28 protein-coding genes and 1 tRNA gene are annotated in these 25,702 nt (G+C 63.9%); 13 read left to right on the top strand and 16 right to left on the bottom strand.

Going from position 1 to position 25,702, the window contains the following annotated elements; all coding sequences use genetic code 11:
* Window positions 1–10: 10 nt before the first annotated feature.
* Together groL and KBY73_RS12625 are read left to right on the top strand one after the other, a co-directional pair.
* Window positions 11–1,645 (top strand): chaperonin GroEL, encoded by a 1,635-nt coding sequence (groL, locus tag KBY73_RS12620; protein ID WP_106502318.1) that lies wholly within the window; start codon window positions 11–13, stop codon window positions 1,643–1,645.
* Between the two features lie 208 nt (window positions 1,646–1,853).
* Window positions 1,854–3,125: an ammonium transporter gene (locus KBY73_RS12625; RefSeq protein WP_254937434.1), complete on the top strand. Its 1,272-nt coding sequence runs from the start codon at window positions 1,854–1,856 to the stop codon at window positions 3,123–3,125.
* On the opposite strand, the gene msrB is transcribed toward KBY73_RS12625, so the two are convergent.
* The 3 genes from msrB to gpmI are packed head-to-tail and all read right to left on the bottom strand — an operon-like array spanning window position 3,122 to window position 5,497.
* Window positions 3,122–3,604 (bottom strand): peptide-methionine (R)-S-oxide reductase MsrB, encoded by a 483-nt coding sequence (gene msrB, locus KBY73_RS12630; protein ID WP_254937526.1) that lies wholly within the window; start codon window positions 3,602–3,604, stop codon window positions 3,122–3,124. The two genes, KBY73_RS12625 and msrB, sit on opposite strands and share 4 nt — an antisense overlap.
* A gap of 13 nt (window positions 3,605–3,617) precedes the next feature.
* Window positions 3,618–3,848 carry a preprotein translocase subunit SecG gene (gene secG / locus KBY73_RS12635; RefSeq protein ID WP_254937435.1) on the bottom strand — a complete coding sequence of 77 codons (231 nt, stop codon included), beginning with the start codon at window positions 3,846–3,848 and terminating at the stop codon, window positions 3,618–3,620.
* 23 nt (window positions 3,849–3,871) lie between these two features.
* The gene (gene gpmI / locus KBY73_RS12640; protein WP_254937527.1) at window positions 3,872–5,497 is read right to left on the bottom strand and encodes a 2,3-bisphosphoglycerate-independent phosphoglycerate mutase; all 1,626 of its coding nucleotides are present in this window, start codon (window positions 5,495–5,497) and stop codon (window positions 3,872–3,874) included.
* Window positions 5,498–5,671: 174 nt separating this feature from the next.
* Here gpmI and pyrR point away from each other — a divergent pair, with 174 nt between their 5' ends.
* Window positions 5,672–6,208, top strand: coding sequence for a bifunctional pyr operon transcriptional regulator/uracil phosphoribosyltransferase PyrR (gene pyrR, locus KBY73_RS12645; RefSeq protein ID WP_254937436.1), 537 nt, complete (start codon window positions 5,672–5,674; stop codon window positions 6,206–6,208).
* Between the two features lie 18 nt (window positions 6,209–6,226).
* On the opposite strand, the gene KBY73_RS12650 is transcribed toward pyrR, so the two are convergent.
* The 3 genes from KBY73_RS12650 to KBY73_RS12660 all read right to left on the bottom strand — a co-directional run bounded on the left by KBY73_RS12650 (window position 6,227) and on the right by KBY73_RS12660 (window position 8,997).
* Complete coding sequence (locus KBY73_RS12650) at window positions 6,227–6,445, bottom strand: ferredoxin-thioredoxin reductase variable chain (protein WP_254937437.1); 219 nt, start codon at window positions 6,443–6,445, stop codon at window positions 6,227–6,229.
* A gap of 43 nt (window positions 6,446–6,488) precedes the next feature.
* The gene (locus tag KBY73_RS12655; RefSeq protein WP_254937438.1) at window positions 6,489–7,331 is read right to left on the bottom strand and encodes a hypothetical protein; all 843 of its coding nucleotides are present in this window, start codon (window positions 7,329–7,331) and stop codon (window positions 6,489–6,491) included.
* Window positions 7,332–7,437: 106 nt separating this feature from the next.
* On the bottom strand, window positions 7,438–8,997 hold the full coding sequence (locus KBY73_RS12660; protein ID WP_254937439.1) for an Hsp70 family protein: 1,560 nt from the start codon (window positions 8,995–8,997) through the stop codon (window positions 7,438–7,440).
* 62 nt (window positions 8,998–9,059) lie between these two features.
* On the opposite strand from KBY73_RS12660, the gene KBY73_RS12665 reads away from it, so the two are divergent.
* From KBY73_RS12665 to KBY73_RS12675, 3 genes are all read left to right on the top strand, one after another.
* Window positions 9,060–9,290: a DNA-directed RNA polymerase subunit omega gene (locus KBY73_RS12665; RefSeq protein WP_254937440.1), complete on the top strand. Its 231-nt coding sequence runs from the start codon at window positions 9,060–9,062 to the stop codon at window positions 9,288–9,290.
* A gap of 8 nt (window positions 9,291–9,298) precedes the next feature.
* Window positions 9,299–9,679, top strand: a complete 381-nt coding sequence (locus KBY73_RS12670) for a DUF1818 family protein (RefSeq protein ID WP_254937441.1) — start codon at window positions 9,299–9,301, stop codon at window positions 9,677–9,679.
* A gap of 338 nt (window positions 9,680–10,017) precedes the next feature.
* Window positions 10,018–10,278 (top strand): DUF2811 domain-containing protein, encoded by a 261-nt coding sequence (locus tag KBY73_RS12675; RefSeq protein WP_254937442.1) that lies wholly within the window; start codon window positions 10,018–10,020, stop codon window positions 10,276–10,278.
* Here the strand turns inward: KBY73_RS12675 and KBY73_RS12680 are convergent.
* From KBY73_RS12680 to KBY73_RS12705, 6 genes are all read right to left on the bottom strand, one after another.
* Complete coding sequence (locus KBY73_RS12680) at window positions 10,265–11,032, bottom strand: hypothetical protein (RefSeq protein WP_254937443.1); 768 nt, start codon at window positions 11,030–11,032, stop codon at window positions 10,265–10,267. The two genes, KBY73_RS12675 and KBY73_RS12680, sit on opposite strands and share 14 nt — an antisense overlap.
* A complete protein-coding gene (locus KBY73_RS12685) occupies window positions 11,029–11,487 on the bottom strand; it encodes an EVE domain-containing protein (RefSeq protein WP_254937444.1) in 459 nt (152 codons plus the stop codon). Before KBY73_RS12685 ends, KBY73_RS12680 begins: the two co-directional genes overlap by 4 nt.
* A 55-nt stretch (window positions 11,488–11,542) precedes the next feature.
* Window positions 11,543–12,970 (bottom strand): UDP-N-acetylmuramoyl-L-alanine--D-glutamate ligase, encoded by a 1,428-nt coding sequence (murD, locus tag KBY73_RS12690; RefSeq protein ID WP_254937445.1) that lies wholly within the window; start codon window positions 12,968–12,970, stop codon window positions 11,543–11,545.
* 34 nt (window positions 12,971–13,004) lie between these two features.
* A tRNA-Val gene (locus tag KBY73_RS12695) sits at window positions 13,005–13,076 on the bottom strand.
* A gap of 45 nt (window positions 13,077–13,121) precedes the next feature.
* Window positions 13,122–13,871: a photosystem II S4 domain protein gene (locus KBY73_RS12700; protein WP_254937446.1), complete on the bottom strand. Its 750-nt coding sequence runs from the start codon at window positions 13,869–13,871 to the stop codon at window positions 13,122–13,124.
* Window positions 13,864–14,355 (bottom strand): hypothetical protein, encoded by a 492-nt coding sequence (locus KBY73_RS12705; RefSeq protein ID WP_254937447.1) that lies wholly within the window; start codon window positions 14,353–14,355, stop codon window positions 13,864–13,866. The genes KBY73_RS12700 and KBY73_RS12705 overlap by 8 nt, the downstream gene beginning before the upstream one ends.
* Window positions 14,356–14,450: 95 nt before the next feature.
* Between KBY73_RS12705 and serA the strand changes: the two genes are divergently transcribed.
* The 4 genes from serA (at window position 14,451) to KBY73_RS12725 (ending at window position 17,914) form a co-directional block, all read left to right on the top strand.
* On the top strand, window positions 14,451–16,037 hold the full coding sequence (serA, locus tag KBY73_RS12710) for a phosphoglycerate dehydrogenase (protein ID WP_254937448.1): 1,587 nt from the start codon (window positions 14,451–14,453) through the stop codon (window positions 16,035–16,037).
* A complete protein-coding gene (prmA, locus tag KBY73_RS12715; protein WP_254937449.1) occupies window positions 16,037–16,957 on the top strand; it encodes a 50S ribosomal protein L11 methyltransferase in 921 nt (306 codons plus the stop codon). Before serA ends, prmA begins: the two co-directional genes overlap by 1 nt.
* 141 nt (window positions 16,958–17,098) lie before the next feature.
* Window positions 17,099–17,398, top strand: coding sequence for a ferredoxin (locus KBY73_RS12720; RefSeq protein ID WP_106502300.1), 300 nt, complete (start codon window positions 17,099–17,101; stop codon window positions 17,396–17,398).
* Between the two features lie 114 nt (window positions 17,399–17,512).
* Window positions 17,513–17,914, top strand: coding sequence for a hypothetical protein (locus KBY73_RS12725; RefSeq protein ID WP_254937528.1), 402 nt, complete (start codon window positions 17,513–17,515; stop codon window positions 17,912–17,914).
* A gap of 69 nt (window positions 17,915–17,983) precedes the next feature.
* On the opposite strand, the gene psbV is transcribed toward KBY73_RS12725, so the two are convergent.
* Together psbV and rnz are read right to left on the bottom strand one after the other, a co-directional pair.
* Window positions 17,984–18,505, bottom strand: coding sequence for a photosystem II cytochrome c-550 (gene psbV, locus KBY73_RS12730; protein ID WP_254937450.1), 522 nt, complete (start codon window positions 18,503–18,505; stop codon window positions 17,984–17,986).
* A 98-nt stretch (window positions 18,506–18,603) separates the two neighbouring features.
* Window positions 18,604–19,563, bottom strand: a complete 960-nt coding sequence (gene rnz / locus KBY73_RS12735) for a ribonuclease Z (RefSeq protein ID WP_254937529.1) — start codon at window positions 19,561–19,563, stop codon at window positions 18,604–18,606.
* A gap of 72 nt (window positions 19,564–19,635) precedes the next feature.
* Between rnz and KBY73_RS12740 the strand changes: the two genes are divergently transcribed.
* Window positions 19,636–20,940, top strand: coding sequence for a SpoIID/LytB domain-containing protein (locus KBY73_RS12740; RefSeq protein ID WP_254937451.1), 1,305 nt, complete (start codon window positions 19,636–19,638; stop codon window positions 20,938–20,940).
* A gap of 35 nt (window positions 20,941–20,975) precedes the next feature.
* On the top strand, window positions 20,976–21,698 hold the full coding sequence (locus KBY73_RS12745) for a glucosamine-6-phosphate deaminase (protein ID WP_254937452.1): 723 nt from the start codon (window positions 20,976–20,978) through the stop codon (window positions 21,696–21,698).
* On the opposite strand, the gene KBY73_RS12750 is transcribed toward KBY73_RS12745, so the two are convergent.
* Both KBY73_RS12750 and KBY73_RS12755 read right to left on the bottom strand, forming a co-directional pair.
* Window positions 21,672–23,087 (bottom strand): DUF1254 domain-containing protein, encoded by a 1,416-nt coding sequence (locus KBY73_RS12750; RefSeq protein ID WP_254937453.1) that lies wholly within the window; start codon window positions 23,085–23,087, stop codon window positions 21,672–21,674. The two genes, KBY73_RS12745 and KBY73_RS12750, sit on opposite strands and share 27 nt — an antisense overlap.
* Complete coding sequence (locus KBY73_RS12755) at window positions 23,084–24,577, bottom strand: DUF1254 domain-containing protein (protein WP_254937454.1); 1,494 nt, start codon at window positions 24,575–24,577, stop codon at window positions 23,084–23,086. Before KBY73_RS12755 ends, KBY73_RS12750 begins: the two co-directional genes overlap by 4 nt.
* A gap of 141 nt (window positions 24,578–24,718) precedes the next feature.
* Between KBY73_RS12755 and KBY73_RS12760 the strand changes: the two genes are divergently transcribed.
* Window positions 24,719–25,666, top strand: a complete 948-nt coding sequence (locus KBY73_RS12760) for a proline iminopeptidase-family hydrolase (RefSeq protein ID WP_254937455.1) — start codon at window positions 24,719–24,721, stop codon at window positions 25,664–25,666.
* The last annotated feature ends 36 nt before the right edge of the window (window positions 25,667–25,702 follow it).

Raw genomic sequence — 25,702 nt, forward strand, 5'->3', positions numbered from 1 at the left:
ATCGCCTTCCATGGCTAAGCGCATTATTTACAACGAGAACGCTCGCAGAGCTCTCGAAAGAGGTATCGACATTCTGGCTGAGGCCGTTGCTGTCACCCTTGGACCTAAGGGTCGCAACGTGGTGCTGGAGAAAAAGTTTGGTGCACCCCAGATCATCAACGACGGCGTCACCATCGCCAAGGAAATTGAGCTCGAGGACCACATCGAGAACACTGGTGTTGCCCTGATCCGTCAGGCCGCCTCCAAAACCAACGATGCCGCCGGCGACGGCACCACCACCGCCACGGTTTTGGCCCATGCCATGGTCAAGGCAGGCCTGCGCAACGTGGCTGCCGGCGCCAATGCGATCACCCTCAAAAAGGGCATCGACAAGGCTTCCGATTTCCTCGTAGGCAAGATCAAGGAGCACGCCAAGCCCATCTCCGACTCCAGCGCCATCGCCCAAGTGGGCACCATCTCCGCCGGCAACGACGAAGAGGTGGGGCGCATGATCGCCGATGCGATGGACAAGGTCGGTAAGGAAGGTGTGATCTCCCTGGAAGAAGGGAAATCGATGACCACCGAGTTGGAGGTCACCGAAGGCATGCGCTTCGACAAGGGCTACATCTCGCCCTACTTCGCCACCGACACCGAGCGCATGGAAGCGGTGCTCGAAGAGCCCTACATCCTGCTCACCGACAAGAAGATCGGCCTGGTGCAGGACCTCGTGCCCGTGCTTGAGCAGATCGCCCGTACAGGCAAGCCCCTGCTGATCATTGCCGAGGACATCGAGAAGGAAGCCCTCGCCACCCTCGTGGTCAACCGCCTGCGCGGCGTGCTCAACGTGGCGGCAGTCAAGGCACCTGGTTTCGGTGATCGCCGCAAGGCCATGCTCGAGGACATCGCCGTTCTCACCAACGGTCAGCTGATCACCGAAGACGCCGGTCTCAAGCTGGAGAACGCCAAGTTGGAGATGCTGGGCACCGCCCGCCGCATCACCATCAACAAGGACACCACCACCATCGTGGCCGAAGGCAACGAAGTGGCTGTCAAGGCGCGCTGCGAGCAAATCCGCAAGCAGATGGACGAAACCGACTCCTCCTATGACAAGGAGAAGCTGCAAGAGCGTCTGGCCAAGCTGAGCGGCGGTGTGGCCGTGGTCAAGGTGGGTGCCGCCACCGAGACCGAGATGAAGGACAAGAAGCTGCGCCTGGAAGACGCCATCAACGCCACCAAGGCGGCCGTTGAAGAAGGCATCGTTCCTGGTGGTGGCACTACGTTGGCCCACCTAGCCCCCGCCCTCGAGGAGTGGGCTGCGGCCAACCTCTCTGGCGAGGAGCTGATCGGCGCCCACATCGTGGCCTCCGCCCTCACCGCGCCTTTGATGCGCATCGCTCAAAACGCTGGCGTGAATGGCGCTGTCGTGGCTGAAAACGTGCGTAACAAGCCCTTCAACGAGGGCTACAACGCCGCCACCGGCGAGTACGTCGACATGCTGGCTGCCGGTATCGTCGACCCCGCCAAAGTGACCCGCTCCGGTCTGCAGAATGCCGCCTCCATCGCCGGCATGGTGCTGACCACCGAATGCATCGTGGCCGACATGCCAGATAAGAAAGATGCTGCTCCCGCCGGTGGCGGCATGGGTGGCGGCGACTTCGACTACTGATAGCGAGATGGGGCCTTTGTGGCCCCACTCCTTCATCGGCACCGAGGGCAGAGGATTTTCCTTCTGCCCTTTTTTTGTTCCCGTTCAGCCAAGTGGGTCTAGCCATCCCGGCTGTATCGGTTGCCACCTTTAAGAGCCCTTTTGGTAGCAGTTGCTACATGTCTTGGGTCCGTTGGCCTTCAGGGTGGCGCCTGCTTTTGGCTCAGCTGTGCCGCTGCTTTTTGCAACCGATCTGGCCCTTCGCAGTGCCAACAATGGTTTTGTGCTGGTGAGTGCTGCCCTGGTGCTGATGATGACGCCAGCTCTGGCCCTCTTTTATGCGGGCTTTGTGCGCAGCCGCAACGTGCTTAACACCATGGTGATGAGCTTCACCGCCATGGCCCTGGTGAGTGTGCTCTGGGTGTTGTTCGGCTACAGCCTGGCCTTCTCTTCCGGTAGCGGTCCCCTAGCTCCTTTCATCGGCGGGTTGCAGTGGGCGGGGCTCAGCAATTGGTCGGCTCCCTATGGGGATGGGCAACTCAGTCACGGCGCCGTTGCCCTGTTCCAGGTCACCTTTGCGATCATCACTCCTGCGCTGATTTCCGGCGCGGTGGTGGAGCGGATGCATTTCCGCGCCTGGATGGTGTTTCTGCTGCTCTGGAGCACCTTCATCTATCTCCCCCTGGCCCACATGGTGTGGGGACCAGGTGGGTTCCTGGGCAGTTCCGGCCTCGGTGCCATCGACTTCGCCGGTGGCCTGGTGGTGGAACTGGCCTCCGGTGTGGCCGCCGCCGTTGCTGCCCTGGTGGTGGGCCGGCGTCGCAGTGGGGGCGTGGGCTATGCCGCCCCACCCCACAACGTGCCCTTCATCTTGTTGGGGGCGGGCCTGCTCTGGTTCGGCTGGTTTGGCTTCAACGGTGGTAGCGGCCTGGTGGCCGGCAATTTGGCCTCCCTGGCCTGCCTCACCACCAATACCGCTGCCGCTTCAGCTGCCCTGGGCTGGATGCTGCTGGAAACATGGCAGCGCGGCAAGCCCACTGCCGTGGGTGTGGCTACCGGCGCCGTGGCCGGCCTAGTGGCGATCACCCCAGCGGCTGGCTATGTGAGCCCTCTGGCGGCTGTGTTGATCGGCTTTGCGGCAGCGCTGGTTTGCAGCTATGCCATGCAACTCAAGAACCGCTGGCGGCTAGATGACAGCCTCGATGTGCTGCCGGTGCATGGCGTGGCCGGGTTGCTCGGCACTCTGCTAACTGGCGTGTTCACGTTGAAAAGCCTCAATCCCGCTGGCGCCGATGGACTGCTAGTGGGCCAGCCAGGTCAGCTCTGGATTCAGCTCAAGGCCGCAGGATTCACCATTCTTTTTGTTGGAGTAGGCACGTATGTGATTCTTATACTGATTCGCCTGGTGATGCCCCTGCGTGTTAACGATATTCAGGAACAGCAGGGCCTCGATATCAATGCTCACGGCGAAGAGGCCTACAACAGCGAATACACCGGTTAACCGGAGATAAAATTGAGGGCTGCGCCGTTATTGCAGTAGCGCTTGCCACTGGGCTTAGGGCCGTCGTCAAACACGTGGCCCTGATGGCCGCCGCAGCGCCGGCAGTGGTATTCGGTGCGTGGCACAATCAACTTGAAGTCCACCTTGGTGGCGATCCCGTTGGGCAGCGGTTGCCAGAAGCTGGGCCAGCCGGTGCCGCTCTCGTATTTGGCCTTGGAGCTAAACAGGGGCAGGGCGCAGCCAGCACAAACGAAAGTGCCTGGGCGTTTTTCGCTATTCAAGGGGCTGGAGAAGGGCCGCTCGGTGCCCTCCTGGCGCAGCACGTTGTAGGCGGCAGGGTTGAGACGTTTTTTCCAGCTGGCTTCGCTGAGTTGCCAGGCTGGATCTTGGGCCTTGGAAGCGGCTTCGGCGCGGGAGACACCAGTGAAGAAGGCGCCCAGGCTTGATCCCAGGGCTACCAGCAGATTGCGTCGCGGCATTGGGGTCACAGACCTAACCGAGCCAGCCGGCGCTGAGCACAACGGCCAGGCCAAGAAAAATTGCCAGCAATGTCCAGCTGATGCGGTTGAGGGTGGCTTCGGCGCTACGGGCACTGGTGAACATCGATCCGCCGCTAGCGGCCAGCCCACCCATGCCATCGCCCTTGGGGCTATGGAGCAGCACGCTGATGATCAGCAGAACGCCACTGCCAATCCACACCCATGACAAAACTGAAGTGATCATGGGCCTCTTTGGATAGGAGCAGGTTAAACGCCCAGGGTCTGGGGGATGGGACTGGCTTCGGCTGCGGTGCCAGTTGCCAGGATCAGTGATTCACCGCTCATGGTTGCGGGCTTGGGCAGATTCAAGATTTCCAGCAGGGTCGGGGCGATGTCGGCTAAGCCGCCATGGTCACGCAGCAACACGTTGGTGCCGTGGCCGGGCAGCTTGCGTTTCTCGCCCTCCACCAAAATCACCGGCACGGGATTTGTGGTGTGTGCCGTCCAGGGGCGACCATCTGGGCCCTCCATCACTTCGGCATTGCCGTGGTCTGCGGTGATCAGCAGGGTGCCCCCCATGCGGTTGGTGGCCTCCATCAGCTTTCCTACGCAGGTGTCGACAGTGGTGATTGCTTCAGTGGTGGCAGCCATTTTGCCGGTGTGCCCCACCATGTCCGGATTGGCGTAATTGATTACCACCAACGAGTAAATGCCCTTTTTGATTGCTGCAATACAGCTTTCAGTGAGCTCGCCGGCGGACATTGCCGGGGAGAGGTCGTAGGTGGCCACCCGCGGCGAGGGGACTAGGTGGCGATCTTCACCAGGGAAGGCCTGCTCAATACCCCCATTCATGAAGTAGGTGACGTGAGGATATTTTTCGGTTTCAGCTGTGCGGAACTGGCGCAGCCCCGAGTTCGACACCACTTGGCCCAGTAAGCCATCGAGAGATTCGGGCGGGAAAGCCACCGCTACGGGCAGGCCCTTTTCATATTGGGTGAAGGTGACCACATCCAGGGGGTCTTGGCGCTGCCGGGCGAAGTCGTCAAATTCCGGCAAAACCAGGGCGCGGATCAACTGGCGCACCCGGTCGGGCCGGAAGTTGAAACACACCAGAGCGTCTCCGCTCTTGATCAATCCCTCCGCCAATCGCAATGGTTCGAGGAATTCGTCGCCGATCTCTTGGGCGTAGGAGGCGTGGATGGCGTTGACCGGGCTGAGCTCGGATATCTCGCTTGGTTCGGTTAAGAGTCGGTAGGCCTTTTCGGTGCGGTCCCAGCGGTTATCGCGATCCATGGCCCAGTAGCGGCCGCAGAGGGTGGCGATACGGCCGACGCCGGCGCGACTGATCTGCTCTTGAACCTGGGTGACGAATCGGGGAGCACTGCTCGGGTCCGTGTCCCGGCCATCGGTGATCACATGGATGCAGACATCCTTGAGACCGCGGCTCGCGGCCCATTGCAACAAGCCCCCTAAGTGGGTGATGTGACTGTGAACGCCCCCATCGGAGCAAAGGCCGATCAGGTGCAGGCAGCCGCCCTTGAGAAGTAGGCCGTCGGCTAAAGCATTGAGCGCAGGGTTGGCGGCCAGGCTGCCGTCCTTGACGGCTTGGCTGATCCGCACCAGCTCCTGGCGAATGATTCGACCGGAGCCGATCGTGAGATGGCCCACCTCAGAATTGCCCATCTGATGATCTGGCAGCCCGACAGCGGCGCCGCTGGCCTCAATCAGGGTGTGGGGATAGGCGTGCCAGAGGGCATCCATCACCGGGGTGCTGGCAGCACGAATGGCGTTGTGATCGGCTTCGTGGCTATAGCCCCAGCCATCCAATATGGCGAGTACAACCGGGGCAACGGAAGATGAAGCCCGAGAGGCCGATGCTGGACCTGGCGCCAGGGTGGATTGCTGCTGGGAGGGAATAGTCGTCACCCGTCTCACCTAGCGACGTTGAACCAACGCCTTCCAAATTCCAACTTACAATGCAAATGTGCTGCGTTCCCAGCTGCTTCCCTCGGAGTCAGCCTTTGGTCACACAGCCAACATGCTCTAGCGGACTTGCCAGATTCCCTAATGCATCGGCTCGAACTGCTCTCGGCCTTGGATTTGGGCCGCACCCTTGACAGGCTTGCGTCCCAGGTATTGGAAGGCGTTGCCGACAGCCGCTCCTTGGTGCTCCTCGGCATACCCACCCGTGGAGTGGCGCTAGCTGAGGTGTTGGCCTCACGTTTGGCAATTTTAGCCGGCCATCCGATCGACCAGGGCAGTGTCGATCCCACCTTTCATCGAGATGACCTGGAGCGAGTCGGCACCCGTCTGGGCCAGCCCACCGATTTGCCCGTGGCGCTGGATGGGCGCCAGGTGGTGTTAGTGGATGACGTGATCTTTACGGGGCGCACTGTGCGGGCGGCCCTAGAAGCCTTGCAAGCCTGGGGGCGGCCCAAGCGGGTCAGCTTGCTGGCCATGGTGGATCGCGGTCACCGGGAGCTGCCGATCCAGCCCGATTTCTGTGGGCGTGTGGTGCCCACCAGTCGCCAAGAATCAATCCAGCTCTGCCTACAGCAGATCGATGGCGAGGAGGGTGTGTTCCTGCTGCGGCCGGAGCTCTAGCGAGAGCGAAGCAAGCGATCAGGCGGGAGTCAGCTCATCGGAGCGGAAATGAGCTCTAAATTTGCCGAAGGCAACCACCACCGGCAAGGTTGGGCTGATCACCCGGCCCTTCCACTCGTTGAGCACGGTGACCACCTCACCCTGTTGCCCTTTGAGATCGAAGGCGACCCCGCGGTGCTGGGGGTGGTGGTAGACGACCACGCTTTGGGAGACCTGAACCTGATCACCTGGCTGCATGGCTCCAGAGCTTCATCGCGCGGCCAATCTTGTCACGGGCCAATCACCGCTTGCTGGATCGGCGCTGACAGGCCGTCTCTGGCCCGGCCTCAACCACCTGTCCACCTAAGGCCCGACAGGCCTCCTGGAATGCGGACCACTCGTCCATACCCTGGGAGATCCGTTGGCGCACCTGGGCATCGAGTTGGGCGGAGGGCACGGTGTGGGGCAGCTGGCCATGGGCGTCGTGTTCGCGCTCCTGCACTGACAAGCCCGCGATGCCCTTCTGCACCTTGGCTTGTATGGCGCGGCTCTGGGTTTTCCACCAGGGATGGTCGATGCGGGTGAGGGCCTCGAGGGCCTCCCACCAGCGCTTTTGCTCTGTGAGGCCCTTGGCCCGCTCCAGCTGCAGCCGGTTGCGAGTCCAGTTTTCGCTGAGTTTGTCGCCCAGGCTGTCGCCGTTGGCCCGGTGGTCATCGCCCATCACAGCCAGGATCTTTAGGGCTCCAGGTAGATCGCCCTCCTGGAAGCGGGTCATGGCGCGCTGCTGCAGGTTTTGCTGCCACACCAACAGCCGTTCGCGGTCTGCTTCGCTGCCGGCAAGGGAGTTCACCAGTTGCAATTGCAACTGCAGAGCCTCGCCCCAGCGCTCCTGCTGCCAGAGCTGGGCCGCTTTGCGACGCCGGCAGCTGCCCTGTTCGGCAGGGGCCTGACCCCCCATCCAGCGCAGGGCTTCGAGCTGCTCGCTGTAGCGCAGGCAGGCTTCTAAGTCACCGCTCTTTGCCGCCTGCTCCAACCGTTGCGGCAGCTGCTGCTCCCACCAGTAGGTCGCTCCAATGCCGCAGGCCACAAGACCCAGGGTGAGACCAAGCCAGAAACGGGGCAGCCTGTGGCGGCGTAGGGCCAAGGCAAATACAGAAATATGAAACTCAGTTTTATGGACGCTGCGGCCGAGATGCCGTCAGCTGAGGGCAGCGCTTGCGGCGTCCACTTGAATTTGCCGCCACTAATCCTCAGCGCACCGGGCCCAGTAGTTGGGCGGCACTGCGGCGACCGCTGCGTAGGTCCGTGACCTCCAGCACCAGCTGGCCTTGATCGTTGACGGAAAATGACAATCGCAGACAGTCCTCGCCAGGCTGACCGGGCACGTCGAGGGCAAGATCTGGGGGTTGTTCGCTCCAGGGCATCACGCGGGCTTGCCCCGCTGCTCGCGGCCGCAGCACCGGTAGCCCGGCCTCAAACACCACCTCGCTGCGCCTTTCGTTGTCTGGTTCCCCCAGCACGAGCTCCAGGCTTTTCTGGTTGGGGCTGCTGCAGGCCAGCACGATTTCCAGCGGCCGCTCACTCGGCCAGGTTTGCCCCGCCACAAACAGCGGTTGCCAGTGATGGCGGCTGGAGCGCTGATCCCAGCAGCGCAGGCAAATTCCGTGGCGCAAAACATCGCGTACCCGCACCCCCGGTGTGAGGGCCAGGGCCCCCAGGGCTACGGCCTCCACCGGCCGGCTTCCCTGCAGGGGAATGCCGCCGCAGCGCTCCTGCAGCCATTGGCGGATCAGGGGCATGCGGCTGCTGCCACCAACCGGCAGCAGGGCGGTGATCTGGTTTAGGGCCAGGCCATCGCGGCGGGCTCCCGCCAACACGACCTCCAACAGGTCATCGAGTTGGGCCAGCAAGCCCCTCTCCACCAACAAGGCGTCTAAGCGGCTGCGGCTCAGCCGCAGAGGTTGGGGAGGCAGGCCCGTTGGACTCCAGAACACCAGGGCCTCTTCTGCGTTGCTGAGCTGGCATTTGAGCGATTCAGCTGCCTCCAGCAGGGCCCCATCAAGGGGGGCTCCGGGACAAAGGTGGGCTGCGATCCAGCGATCTATATCCCGGCCTCCCAGGGCTACCCCTGCCTTGCCGATCACCCGGGCACAGCGCAGGGCCTGGCGACTTGAACTCAGATCCCGGCCGGCGAAGCGCAGCAGCTGGGCCATGGGCGCCGGGCGACCTTCGCCACCCTCTAGGGCCACCAGGGACAGGTCGATGGTGCCGCCTCCCAGGTCCACCACCAGCACCGTGCTGCCAGCAGGCAATCCCGCACCGATGGCTGCGGCGGTGGGCTCGTCCACCAGGGCCAGCTCAGGAACCTCTAACTCGCGGCAAACCTCTTGCAGCCATTGGCGGTAGCGGGGGTAGCTGTCTATCGGAGCGGTCAGCACCAGCCGCTCGGGCGCCAGCCCTGGCGGCAGGGCGGCCCAGAGCTGCCTCAGCAGCAAGGCTCCGGCCTGTTCTGGCCCCAGGGGCAAGGCAGGGGTTGGTTGGGGCGCCGGGGAGGGGAGCGCGCCAATTTGTCGTTTGAAGTCCCGATGCAACTGCGGGCCATCGCTGTGGGCCAGGCCCGCCTCCAATACCTGCCGACCGATCAGGGGCCGTGACATGGCTGGATCGCTGAGCCACAGCAGGGTTGGTACCGCAACCGGCTCGCTGGTGCTGTAAGGCGGCAGGGCCAGCAGCTTGGCCGCGGTGTCTGGCCCCTGATAGGCCACCACCGTGGTGCTGCTGCCTAGATCAATCGCCAGCGTGCCCCGCATTACACCCTTCTAAACGGGGAATTGCCGCTGTTGACCTAGGTTGAGGTGAAACAGGGGTGCCCATGCAGAGCGGTATTGACGTCAACCACAAGGAATTGGCCCAGCGGGCCGAGAGTCTGATCCGCCACACCAGCAACCGCTACCTCACCACGGTGAAGATTGCTTTTCGGGCTAAGCAGCGTCGTTTCGATGATTTTGACGGTCTGCTCGACGATTCGATGGTTAAACCCGTGCAGCGGGCCATCATCGAAATGAGCGACGAGCAGGACCAGCCAGATCTGCTGCCCGGCTGATTCGGCGGATGCTTGTTCAAGAAGGTGAGGGGTGGAGGTGGCTGGAGGATTCAGCCCGCCACCCCTTTTCTTTTGTGATTGGCGGCCAGGGCTGGGCCTTTGAGCTCACTGCGGAGGAGGCCCATGGGCTGGGGCTGGCTTTGGTGCAGTTGGTGCAAGAGCACCATGATCTGGCAAATCAGTTGATGCCTGAAGAGTCGATCAGCATGGAGCTCGAGCGCGGCCCTGTGTGGATTGCTTTGGAAGGCGACCGCAACTCCTGGTCGCTGCGGTTTGTGCTCACGCCTGGGGCTGATTGCCGTGCCGTTGAGGGCAGCTGGTTACCCGGGCCCAGCGCGGCTTTGGTGGCGGCCCTGGCTCTGTGGGCAAGCCAGCACGGTTGCAGCTGAGACCCAGCGGCAGTTGAAGCTGATCAGCACTGCTGATCATTGCCGTATTCCCGCACAGCCCCCAGATCGCCCTTGGTTTTGCTCAGTTTTTCCCCAGGTCAGTTGTTCAGAGGGGGCTTGCCTTCTAGAGCCTGGGGAGAAGTTCGCCGCCAGACCCTTTCCCCTTGACAGCGCCGGCCCCAGCCTCACCGCTTGGTCCAAAGGCGAAGGGGCCATGGCAAATGCCCTGGCAGGGCTTGGTTCTTAGCCTGGGAGTCTGGCCAGGGCAGCTTCGTCAGGCCATTTGACGGGCCCGGCTCGATGTGGAGAACTGGTGCCACACAAGTCCGTTATCTTCCATGGATCTGCAGAATCCCGTTCGAGCTCAAGCTCCCGTGGAGGGGGAAGGCTTGACGGTGAGCTTTCGCGCCGAGGTGCCTGAAGCCTTACTTGCCTCGATGCGTGGCTTTATCGAGCAGCACCCCAATTGGGATCAATACCGGTTGTTTCAAGCTGCCCTGGCAGGCTTCCTGGTGCAAAACGGCCTTGGCGATCGCGAAGTCACCCGCTGTTACCTGGCAAATCTCTTTCCCGCCCAGGCGAGCTTCAGGCAGCAGTGAGCTGCCCTCGGTCCTCCTGGCCGAAGAGTTGCTGGTAGGCGGCCGTGAGGGTGCAGGCCGCCATGGGCAAGGCCACCACCAGCCCGATGAGCAGCACCAGGAAGCCGGCTAGCACCATGGCCAGCAGCACCAGGGTTAGGCCAAGGGCCTGAAGCCAGTGGGGATCGGTGGCGGCCCGACCGTTGCGAAAGGCTGCCAGGGGGTTAAGCCCTCCGATAAGGGCCAGTGGCAGGCTGAGAATTTGATCGGCGCTCAAATAAACAATGGCAGCTAAACCCGCCACCAGCGGTAGGGGGGCTAGCAGAGGTTGGATCATCGTGAGCAGCCAGGAGCTCGCCTGGGCCAGGCGCACTATCAGTGCCAGCACCACCAGGATCAGCACCACGGTTCCAAAGCAGCGCAACATCGCTCTGCCATCGACCCGGATCAGTGCTCCCAGCCTGGGTCGCCCTTGATTGAGAGCTAGTTGGCCCCCCCGCATCAACCCCACCACCAGCCAAAGCCCGGTAAGGACATAGATGATCCAGGCCGCCACCGCCAGGGTGATGGCGACGGGGTCTGGCTTGCCCAGCAGCGACAACACCAGGCTGCTCTCGTAGCGATAAAGAAGCTGGGCCGCCAAATTGGCGCCGCCGCTCAGCAGGGTGAACCCCATCAGCACCCAGGGGCAGTGGCTGAAGGCAGCCCAGCCCCGTTCGACGGCGCTGCGGATGGCCAGGGGGGGCTTGGGGCTGATCCGGGCCAGTTGGCTCATGGCGACTCAAGCAACTCCAGCAGTCGCTCGGCACTGCTGGGCTCAACTGGCAGGATCGAAAGGCGGTTGCCCCGCTTCACCACCCCCAGCTGCTCGGGGCTGAAGTTTTCCCGCAAGGCATCAAGGCTGAGCAGTTGCTGGAAGTGGCGTAAGTAGCGCAGCCGGCAACAGTCCCAGCGGGGCTCTTGCCGGCTTGCGGCGGGATCGAAATATTTGGAGTTGGGATCAAATTGGCTGGGGTCGACAATCTGGGTTTCAACCACCTCCATCAAGCCCACAATGCCCGGTGGTTTGGTGTTGGAGTGGTAGAAAAAAGCCCTATCGCCAATTTGCATGCTCCGCATAAAATTGCGGGCCTGGTAGTTGCGAATGCCGTCCCATAGGGTGCTGCCCTCCCGCTGCAAATGGTCAATCCCGTAGACATCGGGCTCGCTTTTCATCAACCAATAGGCCATTGCCCGTTGCGGTCGCCTGGTGCGCGAATGTTAGGAGCTAGATAGCTGAACGCCCTTACAGCGCCATCACCAGCTGGCGGAAATGATCACCACGGGCCTCAAAATCGTTGTATTGGTCAAAGCTGGCGCAGGCTGGGGAAAGCAGTACCGCTAGGCAGCGATGGCTGCGGGCTAATTGGTCGGCCAGGGGGACGGCTTCAGCCAGGCTGTCGCAGCAGTGCACAACTCCGCTAAAGCCTGCTTGGCTAAGTAGTTGATGAAACTCTGTCTGGGCAGCTCCGTAGAGCACCACCGCTGCGGCTTTCTGTTGCAAGGCTGCCAGCCAGCTATTGGGATTGCCCTGCTTCGATTCACCACCGGCGAGCACTACTAGCGGACCGTCCAGGGCATGTAGCGCCACCTCGGCGGCGTCGTAGTTGGTGGCCTTGCTGTCGTTGTAGAAGCTGATGCCTTGCTGCTCGCGGATGCGCTCGAGCCGGTGGGGCACGCCGGTAAAGGAGCGGAAGGCTTGCTCCATCTGGGCGCCGCTCAAGCCGGCTTCGAGCCCGGCCGCAGCGGCCAGCAGCATGTTTTGGCGGTTGTGGGCGCCGGGCATGGCTAGGCAATCCGCAGCCATTAAAAGTTTGCCGGGGCCGGGGCCGGGGCCCGGGCCGCCGGGCTGGGTGGCTTGCCATACCTGGCCGGCTTCGATCCAGAGACTGGACTGGATCGTGGGGGGGAGATCCTCCCGGCTGCCGGCGGTGACCCAGATGGCCCGCTGCAAGCCGGCGGCATGGGCACGTAGGTCGGCGTCATCGGCGTTGAGTATGGGCGCCGTGGAACGCTCCAACAGGCTGCGTTTGATGGCCCTGTAGGCCTCAATAGTGCCGTGGCGCTCGAGATGGTCTGGGGTCAAGGTGGTCCAAATTCCCACCCGTGGTGCTACTTGGGGGGCCGATTCGATCTGATAGCTGCTGAGCTCCATCACCAGCCAGTTGGGTTGGGGATCGCCGCGCTCCAGTCGCTCCAGCACCAGCTCGGCCCCAGAGAAGCCCACGTTGCCGCCCATGGGGGCATCGAGCCCAGCGTGCTGAAGCAGGTGGCTCACTAGGTGGGTAACGGTGGTTTTGCCATTGGTGCCGGTGATGCCGATCCAGGGCACGTCGCCACTTGCTTGGAAAGCCAGCTCCATTTCGCCTTTGGTGCTTACTCCTGAGTTGCGCAGCTCCACCAGGGTGGGATGGTCCCAGCGGATGCCTGGACTCACCACCACGGCTGCGGGGGTAGTGCCAAGGGCGGCAAAAGCGTCGCCGTGGAGGGGCACGCCTAGCAGCACATCAATGCCTGCCTGGCGCAACTCGTTCGCTTTGGTTTCGAGTGCTGGGCTGGATTGGCTCTCAATCACCAGCACCGCATGGCCGAGATGGTTAAGCAGCCGAGCAGCACCAATCCCTGAGCGCGCAAGTCCAACAACAACGGTCAGTTCCCTTGTTGCACCTGCCATCTCGAAACTTAGGGCTAATACTGAACTTTTAAAATGGGCGATACTGGATTCGAACCAGTGACTCCTACCGTGTCAAGGTAGTGCTCTACCTCTGAGCTAATCGCCCCAGAAGCTTTTCCAGGTTACAGGTAGGCCTGATTCAGGTAATCCCTCAGCAGCGCACCAGCTCGATTCGCCAGCGCTCCCGCTTGGTTGCTGTGACCGTCTCGAGCTGCAGTTCGCCCCGGCCCTCAAGCTGCACCCGGTCTCCCACCGTCAGCGGCCGGCTGGGACTGCTGACTGGCTGCCAGTTGAGTCTCACCCTGCCTTGACGGATCAGCTCGGCCATGCGGTTGCGAGATAACCCGAATCCGGCGGAGGCCACCGCATCGAGGCGCAGGGAGGCTTCCACGGTTTGAAAGCGGCGGGGCAGGCGCGGCGCCGGCAGTTGCAACTCATGCAGGGGGCGGGCTTCTAGGGCCACCTCCACCGTGCGCACCATGGCCGTGCGGCCATCAAGGGCAGCGGCTTGAGCAGCCGTGAGAATTGCCTGGGCACCCCGGTCGCCTCGCAGCCAGAGATCGCCGAGCTCTCCCTCCGCAGCGCCGAGGGCTAGCAGGCCCGAGCGGAAGTCTTGTCGCTCAGCCGGGTCAAATAGGAAATTGCCGCCCAGCTCCAGGCCCATCAAGCCAGCGGCAACTTCATCGGCATTAATGGCTGCGTCGTGGCGCTGCAAAAGCAGCCGCTGGCGTTCAGCTCCTGGGTAGCCCCCCCGGCTGGCCATTTCCAGCTCGGCCAGGCCTGCCAGGCGCTCTTGGGCCTGCTCAAGCAACGCCCCATCAAGAAAGGGGGTCCAGACCGGCTCCCAGGTGCGCAGGGCCTGGTCTGCTGCAGCGATCACGGCTTCAAGGTCCCTAGCCATCGCCCAGTCGCACCACCGCCAGGGGTTTGGCCTGCTGCAGGGAGATCCAGGGCATATCGACGCCGTTAGCGGTTTCGGCCAGCAGCAGCCAGTTGCCTTCTTCCACCCGGTTGCGCAGGCTGCGGATGCGGTCGTCCTCTTCGGAGCGCACGCTCGCGGCGGCTGCAAAGCTGCCCATCCAGCCCGAACCCATGCCGAGCAGGGCGCCGATCAGGTGCTGGCTCCAGGCACCCGCAAAGGCGAAGGTGTCCAGATCGGTGATGTAGGTGAAGGTGAGGCCAGCCAAAAAGCCAAAGGGAATTAGCCAGCGCGCCATGCCCTGCTGGCGGGCCCGCCGAGCTACCGCAGGGTTTAGCCGGGCTACCTCGGCCATGGCCTGCTCTCCCTCGCCGACGGCCTCCAACTGCAGCAGCGGCGGCTGCAGCTCGGCCAGTCGATCCCGAAGCTGATGCAGCCTTTTGCGGTCGTTCAGAACTACCACCACACTCGTGCCCACGCTGCGCCCTACTCAGTGTTGTTGGGGCGATTCTCGCCGCTCACTACACTGCACGACCGGCTCTCCGCTTCGCACCGCCGGGCATGACAAAGGTTCTCGTTTCGGATCCCATCGACCAGGCGGGGATTGACATCCTGTCCCAGGTGGCACAGGTGGATGTGCGCACTGGCCTGCCCCCCGAGGAGCTCAAGGCGATCATCGGCGACTACGACGCCCTGATGATTCGCTCTGGCACCACGGTGACTGCCGAAATCATCGAAGCTGCCGACAAGCTGCGGATCATTGGCCGAGCCGGGGTTGGCGTCGACAACGTCGATGTGCCCGCGGCCACCAAGCGCGGTGTGCTGGTGGTGAACTCGCCGGAGGGCAACACCATCGCCGCCGCTGAGCAGGCCTTAGCCCTGATGCTGGCCCTGTCGCGCCACGTGCCCCACGCCCATGCCAGCACCATGGCCGGCGGCTGGGATCGCAAGAAATACGTGGGCAACGAGCTTTACAAGAAAAAGTTGGGCGTGGTGGGTCTCGGCAAGATCGGCTCCCACGTGGCCCGGGTGGCCAAGGCGATGGGCATGGACGTGATGGCCTACGACCCCTACGTATCTGCCGAGCGGGCCCAGCAAATGCAGGTGCGACTCCTGCCCCTGCCCGCCTTGTTTGCCGAAGCTGACTTCGTCAGCCTGCACCTGCCCCGCACCCCAGACACCGAGAACCTGGTGAACGCGGAGCTGCTCAAGACAATGAAATCGACGGCGCGGATCGTTAACTGCGCTCGCGGCGGCATCATTGACGAAGGGGCCCTCGCTGAGGCGGTCGAGAACGGCACCATCGGCGGCGCGGCCCTTGATGTGTACGCCAAAGAGCCCCTAGAGGCAGATTCGCCCCTGCGGCAGGTGAAGGAGCGTCTAATCCTCACGCCCCATTTGGGTGCCTCCACCGAAGAGGCCCAGGAAAACGTCGCGATCGATGTGGCTGAGCAGATCCGCGACGTACTGCTGGGCTTGCCTGCCCGCAGCGCCGTGAATATCCCTGGCCTCAATGCCGAGGTGATGGAGCAGCTCAAGCCCCATTTGCAATTGGCCGAAACCCTGGGTCAGCTGCTGAGCCAGCTGGCTGGTGGCCCGATCAGTGAGCTCGAGGTGCGACTCCAGGGCGACTTCGCCGCCCACCCGGCCCAGCCCCTGGTGGTGGCGGCCCTCAAGGGTTTGCTTTCCACCGCCCTGGGCGACAGCATCAACTACGTGAACGCCAGCTTGGAGGCCAAGGAGCGGGGCATCCACGTGGTGGAGGTGAAGGACGACGCCAGCCGCGATTTCGCGGGCGGCTCCCTGCAGCTGAGCTCCAAGGGCTCCAATGGCAACCACACCGTCACCGGGGCGGTGTTCGCCGAGGGGGAACTGCGGATCACCACCATCGATGAGTTTCCGGTGAACGTGGCCCCCAGCCGCCACATGCTGTTCACCCGTCACCGGGATATGCCCGGCATCATCGGCCAGCTGGGCTCCCTGCTCGGGGAGCACAACGTCAACATCGCCTCGATGCAGGTGGGTCGCCGCATCGTGCGGGGCGACGCCGTGATGGTCCTCAGCCTCGATGACCCCATCCCGCCCAGCCTGCTGGTTTCGGTGCACGCCATCAACGGCATTCAGGAAGCTCACCCGGTAACCCTTTGATGGCTGCTGCCCCGGGCTGGTGGCGACTGGAGCTGGCCTCCCTGCCGGAGCTGGAGGAATCCCTGCTTTGGAAGCTCGCTGACCTGGGCATACCTCGGGTAGCGGTTCAGCACCGCCCCGAAACCCCCAGCCAGCGGCAGCTGATTGCCTGGTTGCCGGCAAGCGATTGGCCTGAGCAGGAGCGGCAGCAGCTTGCTCTGGCTCTGGCGCCCCTGGCTGAGCCCTTTGGCTTGGCTCTGCCCCCGCTGCAGTGGAGTCAGCAGGCCGATGAAGACTGGAGCCTCAGCTGGAAGCAGCACTGGCAGGCCGATCCTGTGGGCAAGGGGCTGCTGATCCTGCCTGCGTGGCTGCCCTGTCCGCCCGAGCATGCCGAGCGGCGGCTAATAGCCATGGATCCGGGCAGTGCCTTCGGCACCGGCAGCCATCCCACCACCAGGCTGTGCCTGGAGGCCTTGGAGCTGCTGGCCGCCATGACGCCAGAGGGGCTGGCTGGCCTGCGGGTGGCCGACCTCGGCTGCGGTAGCGGCGTGCTGGGCCTTGCTGCCCTCCGGCTGGGTGCGGCCTCTGTAGCAGCGGTTGACACCGATTCTCTTGCAGTGCGAGCCACTACCGACAATGCCGCCCTCAACGGCCTCACGCCTCAAGTGCGGGTGCAACTGGGCTCGGTTGAGGCCCTGGCTGAGCTGCTCGAGGGTCAACCGGCCGATCTTTTGCTCTGCAACATCCTTGCTCCGGTGATTCAGGCCCTTTGTCCAGCCTTCAGCACCGTGCTGGCCGCCAACGGCGTGGGTCTGCTCAGTGGTCTGCTCGTTGACCAGGCTCCGGCGTTGCAGCTGGCCCTGCGGGACGAGGGCTGGCAGGCCGAACTCACGGCCGAACAAAGCCAGTGGGGCCTGATGACGATCCGGCGTGTCGCATAAGGCACGCTGATCTGTGCCTTCAATTTGATTGGCCTTCCAGCGTTCTGGCCGCCAAATCGACAGTTAGGGCGTCCGGCGGATGTATGAAGGGCGAGTCCTACAGGCCCGGCTTCCGGGTGCCTGTGAGCCCCAATCTTTTTCATGGCTTCCTACAAGGTCACCCTCATCAGCGAGAGCGAAGGCCTCAACAAGACCATCGAGGTTCCTGATGACCAGTACATCCTCGACGCTGCTGAAGAGCAGGGTGTTGATCTGCCCTACTCCTGCCGCGCCGGCGCTTGCTCCACCTGCGCAGGCAAGCTGACCTCCGGCACCGTCGATCAAAGCGACCAGAGCTTCCTCGACGACGACCAGATAGAAGCTGGTTTTGTGCTCACCTGCGTGGCCTACCCCACCAGCGACTGCACCATCAAGACCCACGCCGAAGAAGAGCTCTATTGAGCCCCAGATCAGCCTGCGCAGGCTCGGCAAATCCCGGACCTGCGCTTGAGCAATCTGAACTTCTCTGCCACCCTTAGGGGTGGCTTTTTGCTGTCATCCCCGAGCCGCAGTTCTGTGTCAGCCCAGGCACCCCCTTCCCGGGGCAACGTCGCAGCCCTGCTGGAGCCAGGGAGCGAGCACACCAGTCCCGGCGGCCACTACAGCTATCGGGTGCTAGGCCCCTGCTGCCGCCTGTTTGATCGCGAGGAGTTGCCCTGGCCCTGCTGTCGGTTGGCCTGGCGTAGCAAGGAACCAAGCTGGCGGCGCATCGGTCGGCGCTTTGTGCCCGATCTGGCTTCCCGCCGCTGCCCGTCCTATGCCGTTGAACTGCTGCAGCCCGGCGCCCGCCCCACCCGCACGGTGATCACCCTGTTCCCGGTGCGGCTGGGCTCTCAGTTGCAGGAGTGGTGGTACAGCAAGCTGCCCACCTCCTTAGACCTGGCCAACTGCAAGCCACCGCCTTTTATGGCCAAATAAAAAGCCGGTGCTAGTGCACCGGCAGATCTGAGGCTAAGAGCAGATTTGAGCCTAGAAGTAGATCTGAACCTAGAAGTAGATCTTGCCGCCGCCCCACTGGATGCCCTGAACCTTGGGGGCCACCAGGATGTAGCCAGCCATCAGGCGCAGGTCCTCGTCGTCGAGGTCGCGCATTTTGACGAAGATGTCGCTGCTGCGCATGCTGGGGTGCACGTCAGCAATGCTGTATTCCCCGTCGTAGGAGGTGGGGTCTTTCATGTAGTCCACTAGGGCCTCCACGCTGTCCCGCGAGGGCGTAGCCAGGGCCAGGGTCTCAGGGTCGAGGCCGACGTTCTGATTGGTTTTGGTGATGCCACCTGCATGGCACTCGCCGCAGCTGCTGTTGAACACCTTGCGACCGGCCTTGATCTCCTGCTCGCTGAAGGTCACCAGGGTGCCGTCTGGCGTGGCGGGCACTGTGAGCTGCTCGGTGGTCCAGGCCGCTGCCAGAGCCGGGCTGCCGAAGCCCATGAACAGCAGCAGGGCCAGCATGGTTCGAGCAAGAACGCGAACCGCCTTGCGGAGGGCAGCCGAGGGGAAGGAGGAGGCCATTGGAAAAAGCCGGCGGGTAGGCGGTAAAGACCGCATCGGAGACCTTGTATCACGGGGAAAGGGCCCTCCGCAGCCGATTAACGCGAACTGTTGCAGGGCTAGGCCGTGGCCGGTTCGGATGGGGTGATGTCGAGGCTGAGGAAATCCTTGGCCACCAGGGTGTTGGCAAAGATGGATTGGGCTTCCGCTACCAGGTCGTCGGGGGTCATCGGATTGCCTGGCATATAGCGAGGGCTCAGGTGGGTGAGCACCAGTTGCTTGACGCCTGCCTCCAAGGCGGTTTGGGCCGCCATCGTGCTGGTGGAGTGCTGGCGCTGGTAGGCAAGCTCCGCTTCGGCGTGGGAAAAGGTGGATTCGTGGATCAGTAGGTCAGCGCCGCGGGCCAGCTCCACCGCCGCTTCGCAGAACACGGTGTCGGTGCAGTACACAACGCTGACCCCTGGGCGATCGGGGCCGCAAAGGCTGGCGCCATTGATGATCCGGCCGTCTTCGAGGCTGATGTCGCGCCCAGCCTTGAGCTCGGCGTAGATCGGCCCTGGCGGGATGCCGAGCGCCTTGGCTCGCTCCACGTCGAAGCGGCCCGCCCGCGGCTTCTGATCGACCCGGTAGGCGTAGGCAGGCACCCGGTGGGTCAGCGGCGTGCAGCGCACCGTGAGGTCGTCGTCATCGAGCAGCAGGGCGCCACTCTCGGCAGCCGATCGCACCCGGTGGGTGCGAAGGGGGTAGCTGATCCGGGTGGAGGAGGTGCGCAGCACCCCTTCGAGGTAGTCGCGCAGGGGATCGGGGCCGTAGAGGTCGATGCCCGTACAGGTGCCCGCTAGGCCGAGGCTGGCCAGCAGGCCGGGCAGGCCAAATACATGGTCGCCGTGCATGTGGGTGACGAAAATCCGCCGCAGCTGGCTCACCCGCAGATCGCTGCGTAGAAACTGGTGCTGGGTGCCCTCGCCGCAGTCGAACAACCACAGCTCGCTGCGCTGGGGCAGACGCAGCGCCACGGCTGAGACATTGCGGCCCCGGGTGGGCACACCGGAGCTGGTGCCTAAAAAGGTGACCTGCACGGTCGTGCTGCCTCTGGCGCATGTTGCCACGCCGGGCACAATGGGCCTCCTGAGTCGGGAGAAGCAGTCGCCGTGCCTGTAACCCGCTTTCCCCTGGTGTCTTTGCTGGCAAGCGCCCTGGTGCTGGCAGGGGCTGCTCCGGGACAGCTGCGGGCCCAGCAGGCCAACCCGCCGGTGCGGGTGCTGTTGCTCGAAACGGTCAAGCTGACGCTGGCGGCGCCTCAGCAGCCCTTGGTGTTGCGGGCCGGTAGCCAGCGCTGGTCGCTGGCGCCGCTGGAGCCGGTGGTGTTGCAACTGGCTGCTGGCAGCCTTGTGCTGGAACGTGCCGGCGGCGTGGAGCGACTGCCTGCGGTTAGGGAGCTCTGGCTGGAGCCGGCAGCCCAGTCCGCAGTCCCCCCGCTGGATTTGCAGTTAAGCCCCCAGGAAGGCGCCGATTTTCAGCTACAGCAGCGGGGCTATCGCGGCCGACTGCAGGTGCTGGTGGGCAGCTCAGCCCTACAGGCCGTTAACCATGTGCCCCTCGAGGCCTACCTGCCCAGCGTGGTGGCCAGCGAGATGCCGGCTAGCTGGCCCCAGGCGGCCCTGCGCGCTCAGGCGGTGGCCGCCCGCACCTATGCCCTGCGTCAGCGCAAGCCAGCTGCCGCCTTTGACGTGAGCGCCACGGTTTCGAGCCAGGTTTACAAGGGCGTTGAGGCGGAAACCCCTTCAACCCGTCAGGCGGTGATTAGCACCCGCGGCCAGGTGTTGATGTTTGGTCCCAGCTTGGCCAATACGGTGTTTCACAGCAGCGCCGGTGGCAGCACCGAAAACAGCGGCGATCTCTGGAGCCAGCAGCTTCCCTACCTGGTGAGCGTGCCCGATTTTGATCAGCACAGCCCGGTGCACGCCTGGCAGTTGCGCCTGGAGCCCGAGCAGCTGCAGAAGGCGTTTGGCGAGATCGGCGGTGCCCAGCGCATCGATGTGCTCGCCACCACCGGCTCTGGTCGGGTGCGCCAGGCGCGGGTTACTGGCCCTGCCGGCACCCTGGTGCTCACCGGCGCCCAGCTGCGCAGCCGCCTGGGGCTCAAGAGCACCATGGTGCGCTTTGAGGTGCTGGCCCCAGAGCTGGCGGCCCTGCCCCCTTCCCTGCCGGCCCTGCCGCCGCTGATGCCGCGGGCAGCCGAGCAGAGTGGGGCAGACGAGCCTGCCATCAGCCCGGATCAGGTGCCCGTGCAACTGCCGCCACCTTCGCTGCTGGCGATCGGCCGGGGCTTCGGCCATGGTGTGGGCATGAGCCAGTGGGGCGCCCATGGCCTGGCCAACCGGGGCCAGAGCTACGAGCAGATTTTGCATCACTACTACCGCGGAACCGAGTTGCGCCCCTACGTCAGCCCCTGAAGTTGGAGTTGCGCTGCCTCGTTGATGGGCCTGCCGTGGCTGCTGCGGTGGCGGCCCGCCTGCTGGAAGAGCGCCTGCACCGGCCCCGGCTTCCCCTGGGACTGGCCACGGGCCGCACCATGGAGCCCGTCTACGCGGCCTTAGTCCAGCAGCTTGAGCAGCTCAGTGGGGCCCAACAGCAGGCGATCCGCCAGGACTGGCTGAGCTTCAACCTGGATGAATATGTGGGCTTGGCGCTCCACGATCCGCGCTCCTTCAAGGCTTTCATGGCTGCCCGGCTGCAGCGCCCCCTGGGTTTGCAGCCTGAGCAGGTGCTGCTGCCCGATGGCCTGGCAAGCGATCCCCAGGCTGAGGCCAGGCGCTACGGGTCCGCCCTCGAGGTTGCCGGTGGCGTGGGGCTACAGCTCCTCGGTCTGGGGCTAAACGGCCATGTGGGCTTCAACGAGCCCCCCTGCGGGGCTAAGGCCCACTGCCGCTGCCTGACCCTCAGCGCCGCCACCCGGACCCAGAACGCTGGCGCCTTTGGCGGTGATCCCAAGGCGGTGCCGGCCCAGGCGATCACGCTTGGATTGGCGGAGATCCTTGCTGCTGAAAGGATCCTGCTGGTGGTCACCGGGGCCAGTAAGGCCGCCATCTTGAAACGGGCGTTGCAGGAGCCCCCCTGCCCTGAGGTGCCAGCCAGCTGGCTGCAGCACCACCCCCGACTGGAGGTGGTGGCCGATCGGGCTGCCCTAGGGACGCTCCTGCAGGGCCGGTAGCTGCCATTGCCCTGAAAGGGCCGACTGGCCTGGCCCATAGAGACGGCCCACGAAGAAGAAGGGTCCAGCAGGAGCTGGCAGCCAGTTGGAAACCTTTTTTGGGCCAGGGTTTTCATGCTGGAGATAGATCTCCAGGGAGCCATCTGCCCCCAGCTTCAGGCCCTCAGTGCGATCCCCGATCGAATAGCGGTTGATCGGATTGGCCACCAGCAATCGCTGGGGGAGTGAATACATCGTGATCGACCAGAACTCACTCACCGGTGGCAGCTGGCCGGCGGGGAAGCGCAGCACCCACTGGCGGCGGCCGTCCAGCACCTTGCCGTCGGGGCCCGTCTGCTGGCTGGCGTAGAAGGCCTCGGCACTGCTGTTGCCATAGATCCCCAGCATCGCCCCCATGGCGCGGTAGGTGAGGTAGTCGGGCCCCAGTTCTTCACGGCTGCCGAAGAAGCCTTTGGAACTGCTTTGGGCCAGGGCCTTGGTGCGCAGATTTGTAGCGGCGGCAGCCACCCCGGCCTCGATGGCGCTGCGGGTGGCGGGAGTCAGTTGCTTGGGGTCAAAGGGCCGCCCTGGACCGATGCCGATGCGGGTGAAGCGGGTCATCATCTCTCGCTCCGACGGCACGGTGGGCATGAACGGCAGCAGGGCGTTGAGGTAGCCGATGAAGCCGATCCCCTCGGCCTTTGCCGTATCCCAGGCGGGCCAGTTCACCGGCGGAGCGGGCTTGGGGGGCTTGGTCCCTTCGAAGCTCGAAAGGGGGATCAGCTGGTATTTCGCCTGCAGCGCCTGCAGCGCTGGGATGTCGCCGGGCCCGTTGAGCTGGGTGCGGGTGAGGCTGCCCACGAAATCTGTTTCGGCGCGGAACACCTTGGTGATCCCCTTGGGCACGCTGCCCTGCCAGCGGGGGCCGGCAAACAAATAGGTGCCGGCGCCGCGCCCCGTGGACCGCACGCCGGTGTAGGCGAAGTTGTGGGTGTACAGGTCGACCCACTGGTTCACGTAGTAGCGCGGTGCCGGCACGGCTGGCAGCTTCAGCACGATCGGTTCGGCCCGCAGATCCAGCCAGGTCCAGGAATAGGGCGTGTCGTTGTTGGGGGTGACGATGTCCGTGTCGGCCGGAGCGGCGGAGCGGCTGTAGTGACGGAACCGGTTGAAGCCGCCCACATAGCCCGGAAAGGCTTTGTTCTGGGTCTGGTTCCAGAAGGTCTGATAGCCCTGCAGGGGGGCATAGGCGTAGAGCCAGGCTTCCGCGGCGATGGCCTTCACTTCGGCGGGGGTGGGGGCTGGTGCCACAGAGGCGGCTAGGGCTGTTCCCGGCGCGGCGCTGGCCACTGCCATCAGGGCGAGGATCAGCCCCAGGCTTCTGGGCGGACGCTGGTTGCTGGTCTTCATGGCTGGATCGGGGTGATGTCGTTGAGCTGCCAGGTTTTGGCGAAATAGGGCTCGGTGGGGCCGTAGAAGCGGAAATAGGCGAACCAGCCTTTACCTGGTGTGGTTTGGATCCAGTTCTTGGCGCCAGCAGTCCTTATGGGCCCGAAATCCACATCCACCGAGCCGTCGGCGTTGCTCACCAGGTCGCTCTTCCGGGAGCTGAGGTCGGCGGCGCCCTGGGGGGTGATCAGCGGGCCGCGGCTGAGGTTGTCGTAGAGGGTGATCGACCAGAACTGCTTCACCGGCGCATTGGCCGGCACGCGCATGCGGTAGCTGCGGCCGCCGTCGAGCCACTGGCCCTTGGCGTCCTTAGAGGCCTCCAAATACACCTGGCCGAAGCCCACTACCCGGCCCTGCATCCCCACCGACATGGCGATCGCCTCGTAGAACCAGGAGCTGCGCTCGTCGAACTGCACGCGGCGCTTGTCGGGCGATTCCTGATCCAGATCGAACAGAACCGCGTACTCCCAGTGCTTGCCGGGGTACACCGTGGCGCCTGGGGTGCGCTTGTCGTAGGCGATGGTGCGGGCCATCAGGTCGCCCAGCTGGGCCGCCTCGCCCAGGATCCGCGCCTGGCGCGCATCGGGTTTGAAGGCCTGGCCAGGCGCAATGCCCAGCGGCGACAGCATCCCGAACATCATCCGGTCGCGCGGCGCGACGGGCTCGTTGGCGTAGAGCTCACTGAGCAGCCGCCAGTAGGAGAGGTCGGCGGGCTGGGCCGATTGCCAGGGGCGACCACCCACCTCCTCGTAGCGGGACACCGGCGGATTGGCGCGCTGGTTCCAGCCGTAGAGCCGGTGCTGGCGCACGGTGGCCTCGGCCACGGCCTTGTCGGGGGCCAGGCCGCGGGTGCCGAACCACACCTGGTTGCTGGGGGAGCGGAAGATCCGGTAGCCGGGCGCCACCACCTCCGGCCCACCGGGGGAAAGGATCAGGTATTTGCCTCCGACCCCCTTGTCGGGCCCGGTCTGGCCAAGGTCGGTGATCGGCTGCTGCCAGATGTCGAGCACACCGCCGGCTGTGAGCCCGGCCGGCACCTCCACCACCAGCGGCCCCTGCTTGGCCAGATCCCAGAAGCTGAAGGCGTAGAGGGTGGTGATGTTGGGGGTGAGCATCCCCGCCTTGTCCTGCAGTGTGCGGTAGAGCAGCACATCGCCGTTGCGCACGCCCATGGTTTTGGCCTGGGCGTCGTAGAGGGCCTTGTAGCCCACCGCCGGCAGGGCCCAGAGGTAGGCCTGGGTGGCGCGCTGCAGGTCGAGGGCGTCGTAGAGCTTGCGGGCTGTGGCGGCGGTGGGGTAGCCGTTCTCCAGTTGCAGCCGTCCCAAAGCCGGCATGTCCACGCTGGTTTTGGCAGAAGCGGTGGGTGCGGCCTGGGCCAGGGACGGGCTGCTCAGGGGAGCCAGCAGGGCCAGGATTCCCAGGGCGAGCGCTGCGGGGCGGACAGGGGGCATTGAGCGGGATGCTGGATGGGTCGCGTAACACTTATTAGTGAAGAACCTCGCCGCTGTCTGCCGCCGAGTCACACAAAGTCGTGTGGCGGCTGAACGATGAGCCAGTCACGATTGTGTGAGGATTTTTCATCGACCTTGTCTATGACAACCCCTCCAGCTCCGCCCGCTTCCGGTGTGCGCAGCATTCCGGTTCGGACTGCTCACGGCACCTTTGATGTTTGGACACGTCGCAGCGGTGCGAGCCCTCACATCAAGCTGTTGCTGCTCCATGGCGGACCGGGCTGCACCCACGAGTATTTCGAGGTGTTTGACAGTTTTCTGCCCCAGGCAGGAATCGAGCTCTATTTCTACGACCAGTTGGGTTCGCATCACAGCAGCCAGCCCGATCACGCTGATCTGTGGGAGATCGAGCGATTTGTCGATGAGGTGGAGCAGGTGCGCCAAGCCCTCGTTCTCGATGGCAGCAATTTTTTCTTGCTCGGTCACTCCTGGGGCGGAATTCTGGCGATTGAGTATGCGCTGCGCTACCAGCAATATCTGAAGGGATTGATAATCTCCAACATGGTGTGGAGTGTGCCTGAGTACAATTGCTACGCTGAAGAGCGTTTTCTCCGTCAACTGCCAGCGGATGTCCTGGCCGAGCTCCAGGCTATCGAAGCTGCCGAGGATTACGACAACCCTCGCTACATGGAGTTGTTGATTCCGAACCACTACGAGCACCATGTGTTGCGCCGGCCCTATGCGCAATGGCCCGATTCGGTTCTGCGTGCATTTGAGCACCTCAATCCAAAGGTCTACATCCCCATGCAGGGACCCAGTGAGCTGGGAGCCCGTGGCAAGTTGGCCCAGTGGGATCGCAGGGCTGATCTATCCCGGATTGAGGTTCCCACTCTCACCATTGGTGCCGCCCACGACACCATGGATCCCCAGCAGATGGCTGCCATGGCCGAGGCTCTGCCGCGGGGTTCCCATCTCCACTGCCCGAATGGAAGCCATATGGCGATGGTTGATGACCAAGTGGTTTATATCCAGGGTCTGATCGATTTTTTGCGGCGGGTTGATGCCCAAACGATTCGAAAGAATCATTAAGTGGGTTGGCCAGTGCCTGGCACCGCTGCCCTCAGC

The sequence above is a fragment of the Cyanobium sp. Tous-M-B4 genome, assembly GCF_024345395.1.
In the GTDB taxonomy this organism is placed as follows: Bacteria; Cyanobacteriota; Cyanobacteriia; order PCC-6307; family Cyanobiaceae; genus Cyanobium_A.

Bases quoted from the DNA above. Each gene is read 5' to 3' on its own strand.
- groL (WP_106502318.1), top strand. From the start codon at position 11: ATGGCTAAGCGCATTATTTACAACGAGAACGCTCGCAGAGCTCTCGAA.
- KBY73_RS12675 (WP_254937442.1), top strand. From the start codon at position 10,018: ATGGATCTGCAGAATCCCGTTCGAGCTCAAGCTCCCGTGGAGGGGGAA.
- KBY73_RS12680 (WP_254937443.1), bottom strand. From the start codon at position 11,032: ATGAGCCAACTGGCCCGGATCAGCCCCAAGCCCCCCCTGGCCATCCGC.
- KBY73_RS12665 (WP_254937440.1), top strand. From the start codon at position 9,060: ATGCAGAGCGGTATTGACGTCAACCACAAGGAATTGGCCCAGCGGGCC.
- secG (WP_254937435.1), bottom strand. From the start codon at position 3,848: ATGATCACTTCAGTTTTGTCATGGGTGTGGATTGGCAGTGGCGTTCTG.
- KBY73_RS12720 (WP_106502300.1), top strand. From the start codon at position 17,099: ATGGCTTCCTACAAGGTCACCCTCATCAGCGAGAGCGAAGGCCTCAAC.
- psbV (WP_254937450.1), bottom strand. From the start codon at position 18,505: ATGGCCTCCTCCTTCCCCTCGGCTGCCCTCCGCAAGGCGGTTCGCGTT.
- serA (WP_254937448.1), top strand. From the start codon at position 14,451: ATGACAAAGGTTCTCGTTTCGGATCCCATCGACCAGGCGGGGATTGAC.
- pyrR (WP_254937436.1), top strand. From the start codon at position 5,672: ATGCATCGGCTCGAACTGCTCTCGGCCTTGGATTTGGGCCGCACCCTT.
- murD (WP_254937445.1), bottom strand. From the start codon at position 12,970: ATGGCAGGTGCAACAAGGGAACTGACCGTTGTTGTTGGACTTGCGCGC.
- KBY73_RS12700 (WP_254937446.1), bottom strand. From the start codon at position 13,871: ATGGCTAGGGACCTTGAAGCCGTGATCGCTGCAGCAGACCAGGCCCTG.
- KBY73_RS12760 (WP_254937455.1), top strand. From the start codon at position 24,719: ATGACAACCCCTCCAGCTCCGCCCGCTTCCGGTGTGCGCAGCATTCCG.
- KBY73_RS12660 (WP_254937439.1), bottom strand. From the start codon at position 8,997: ATGCGGGGCACGCTGGCGATTGATCTAGGCAGCAGCACCACGGTGGTG.
- KBY73_RS12670 (WP_254937441.1), top strand. From the start codon at position 9,299: ATGCTTGTTCAAGAAGGTGAGGGGTGGAGGTGGCTGGAGGATTCAGCC.
- KBY73_RS12750 (WP_254937453.1), bottom strand. From the start codon at position 23,087: ATGAAGACCAGCAACCAGCGTCCGCCCAGAAGCCTGGGGCTGATCCTC.
- KBY73_RS12755 (WP_254937454.1), bottom strand. From the start codon at position 24,577: ATGCCCCCTGTCCGCCCCGCAGCGCTCGCCCTGGGAATCCTGGCCCTG.
- prmA (WP_254937449.1), top strand. From the start codon at position 16,037: ATGGCTGCTGCCCCGGGCTGGTGGCGACTGGAGCTGGCCTCCCTGCCG.
- msrB (WP_254937526.1), bottom strand. From the start codon at position 3,604: ATGCCGCGACGCAATCTGCTGGTAGCCCTGGGATCAAGCCTGGGCGCC.
- KBY73_RS12650 (WP_254937437.1), bottom strand. From the start codon at position 6,445: ATGCAGCCAGGTGATCAGGTTCAGGTCTCCCAAAGCGTGGTCGTCTAC.
- KBY73_RS12685 (WP_254937444.1), bottom strand. From the start codon at position 11,487: ATGGCCTATTGGTTGATGAAAAGCGAGCCCGATGTCTACGGGATTGAC.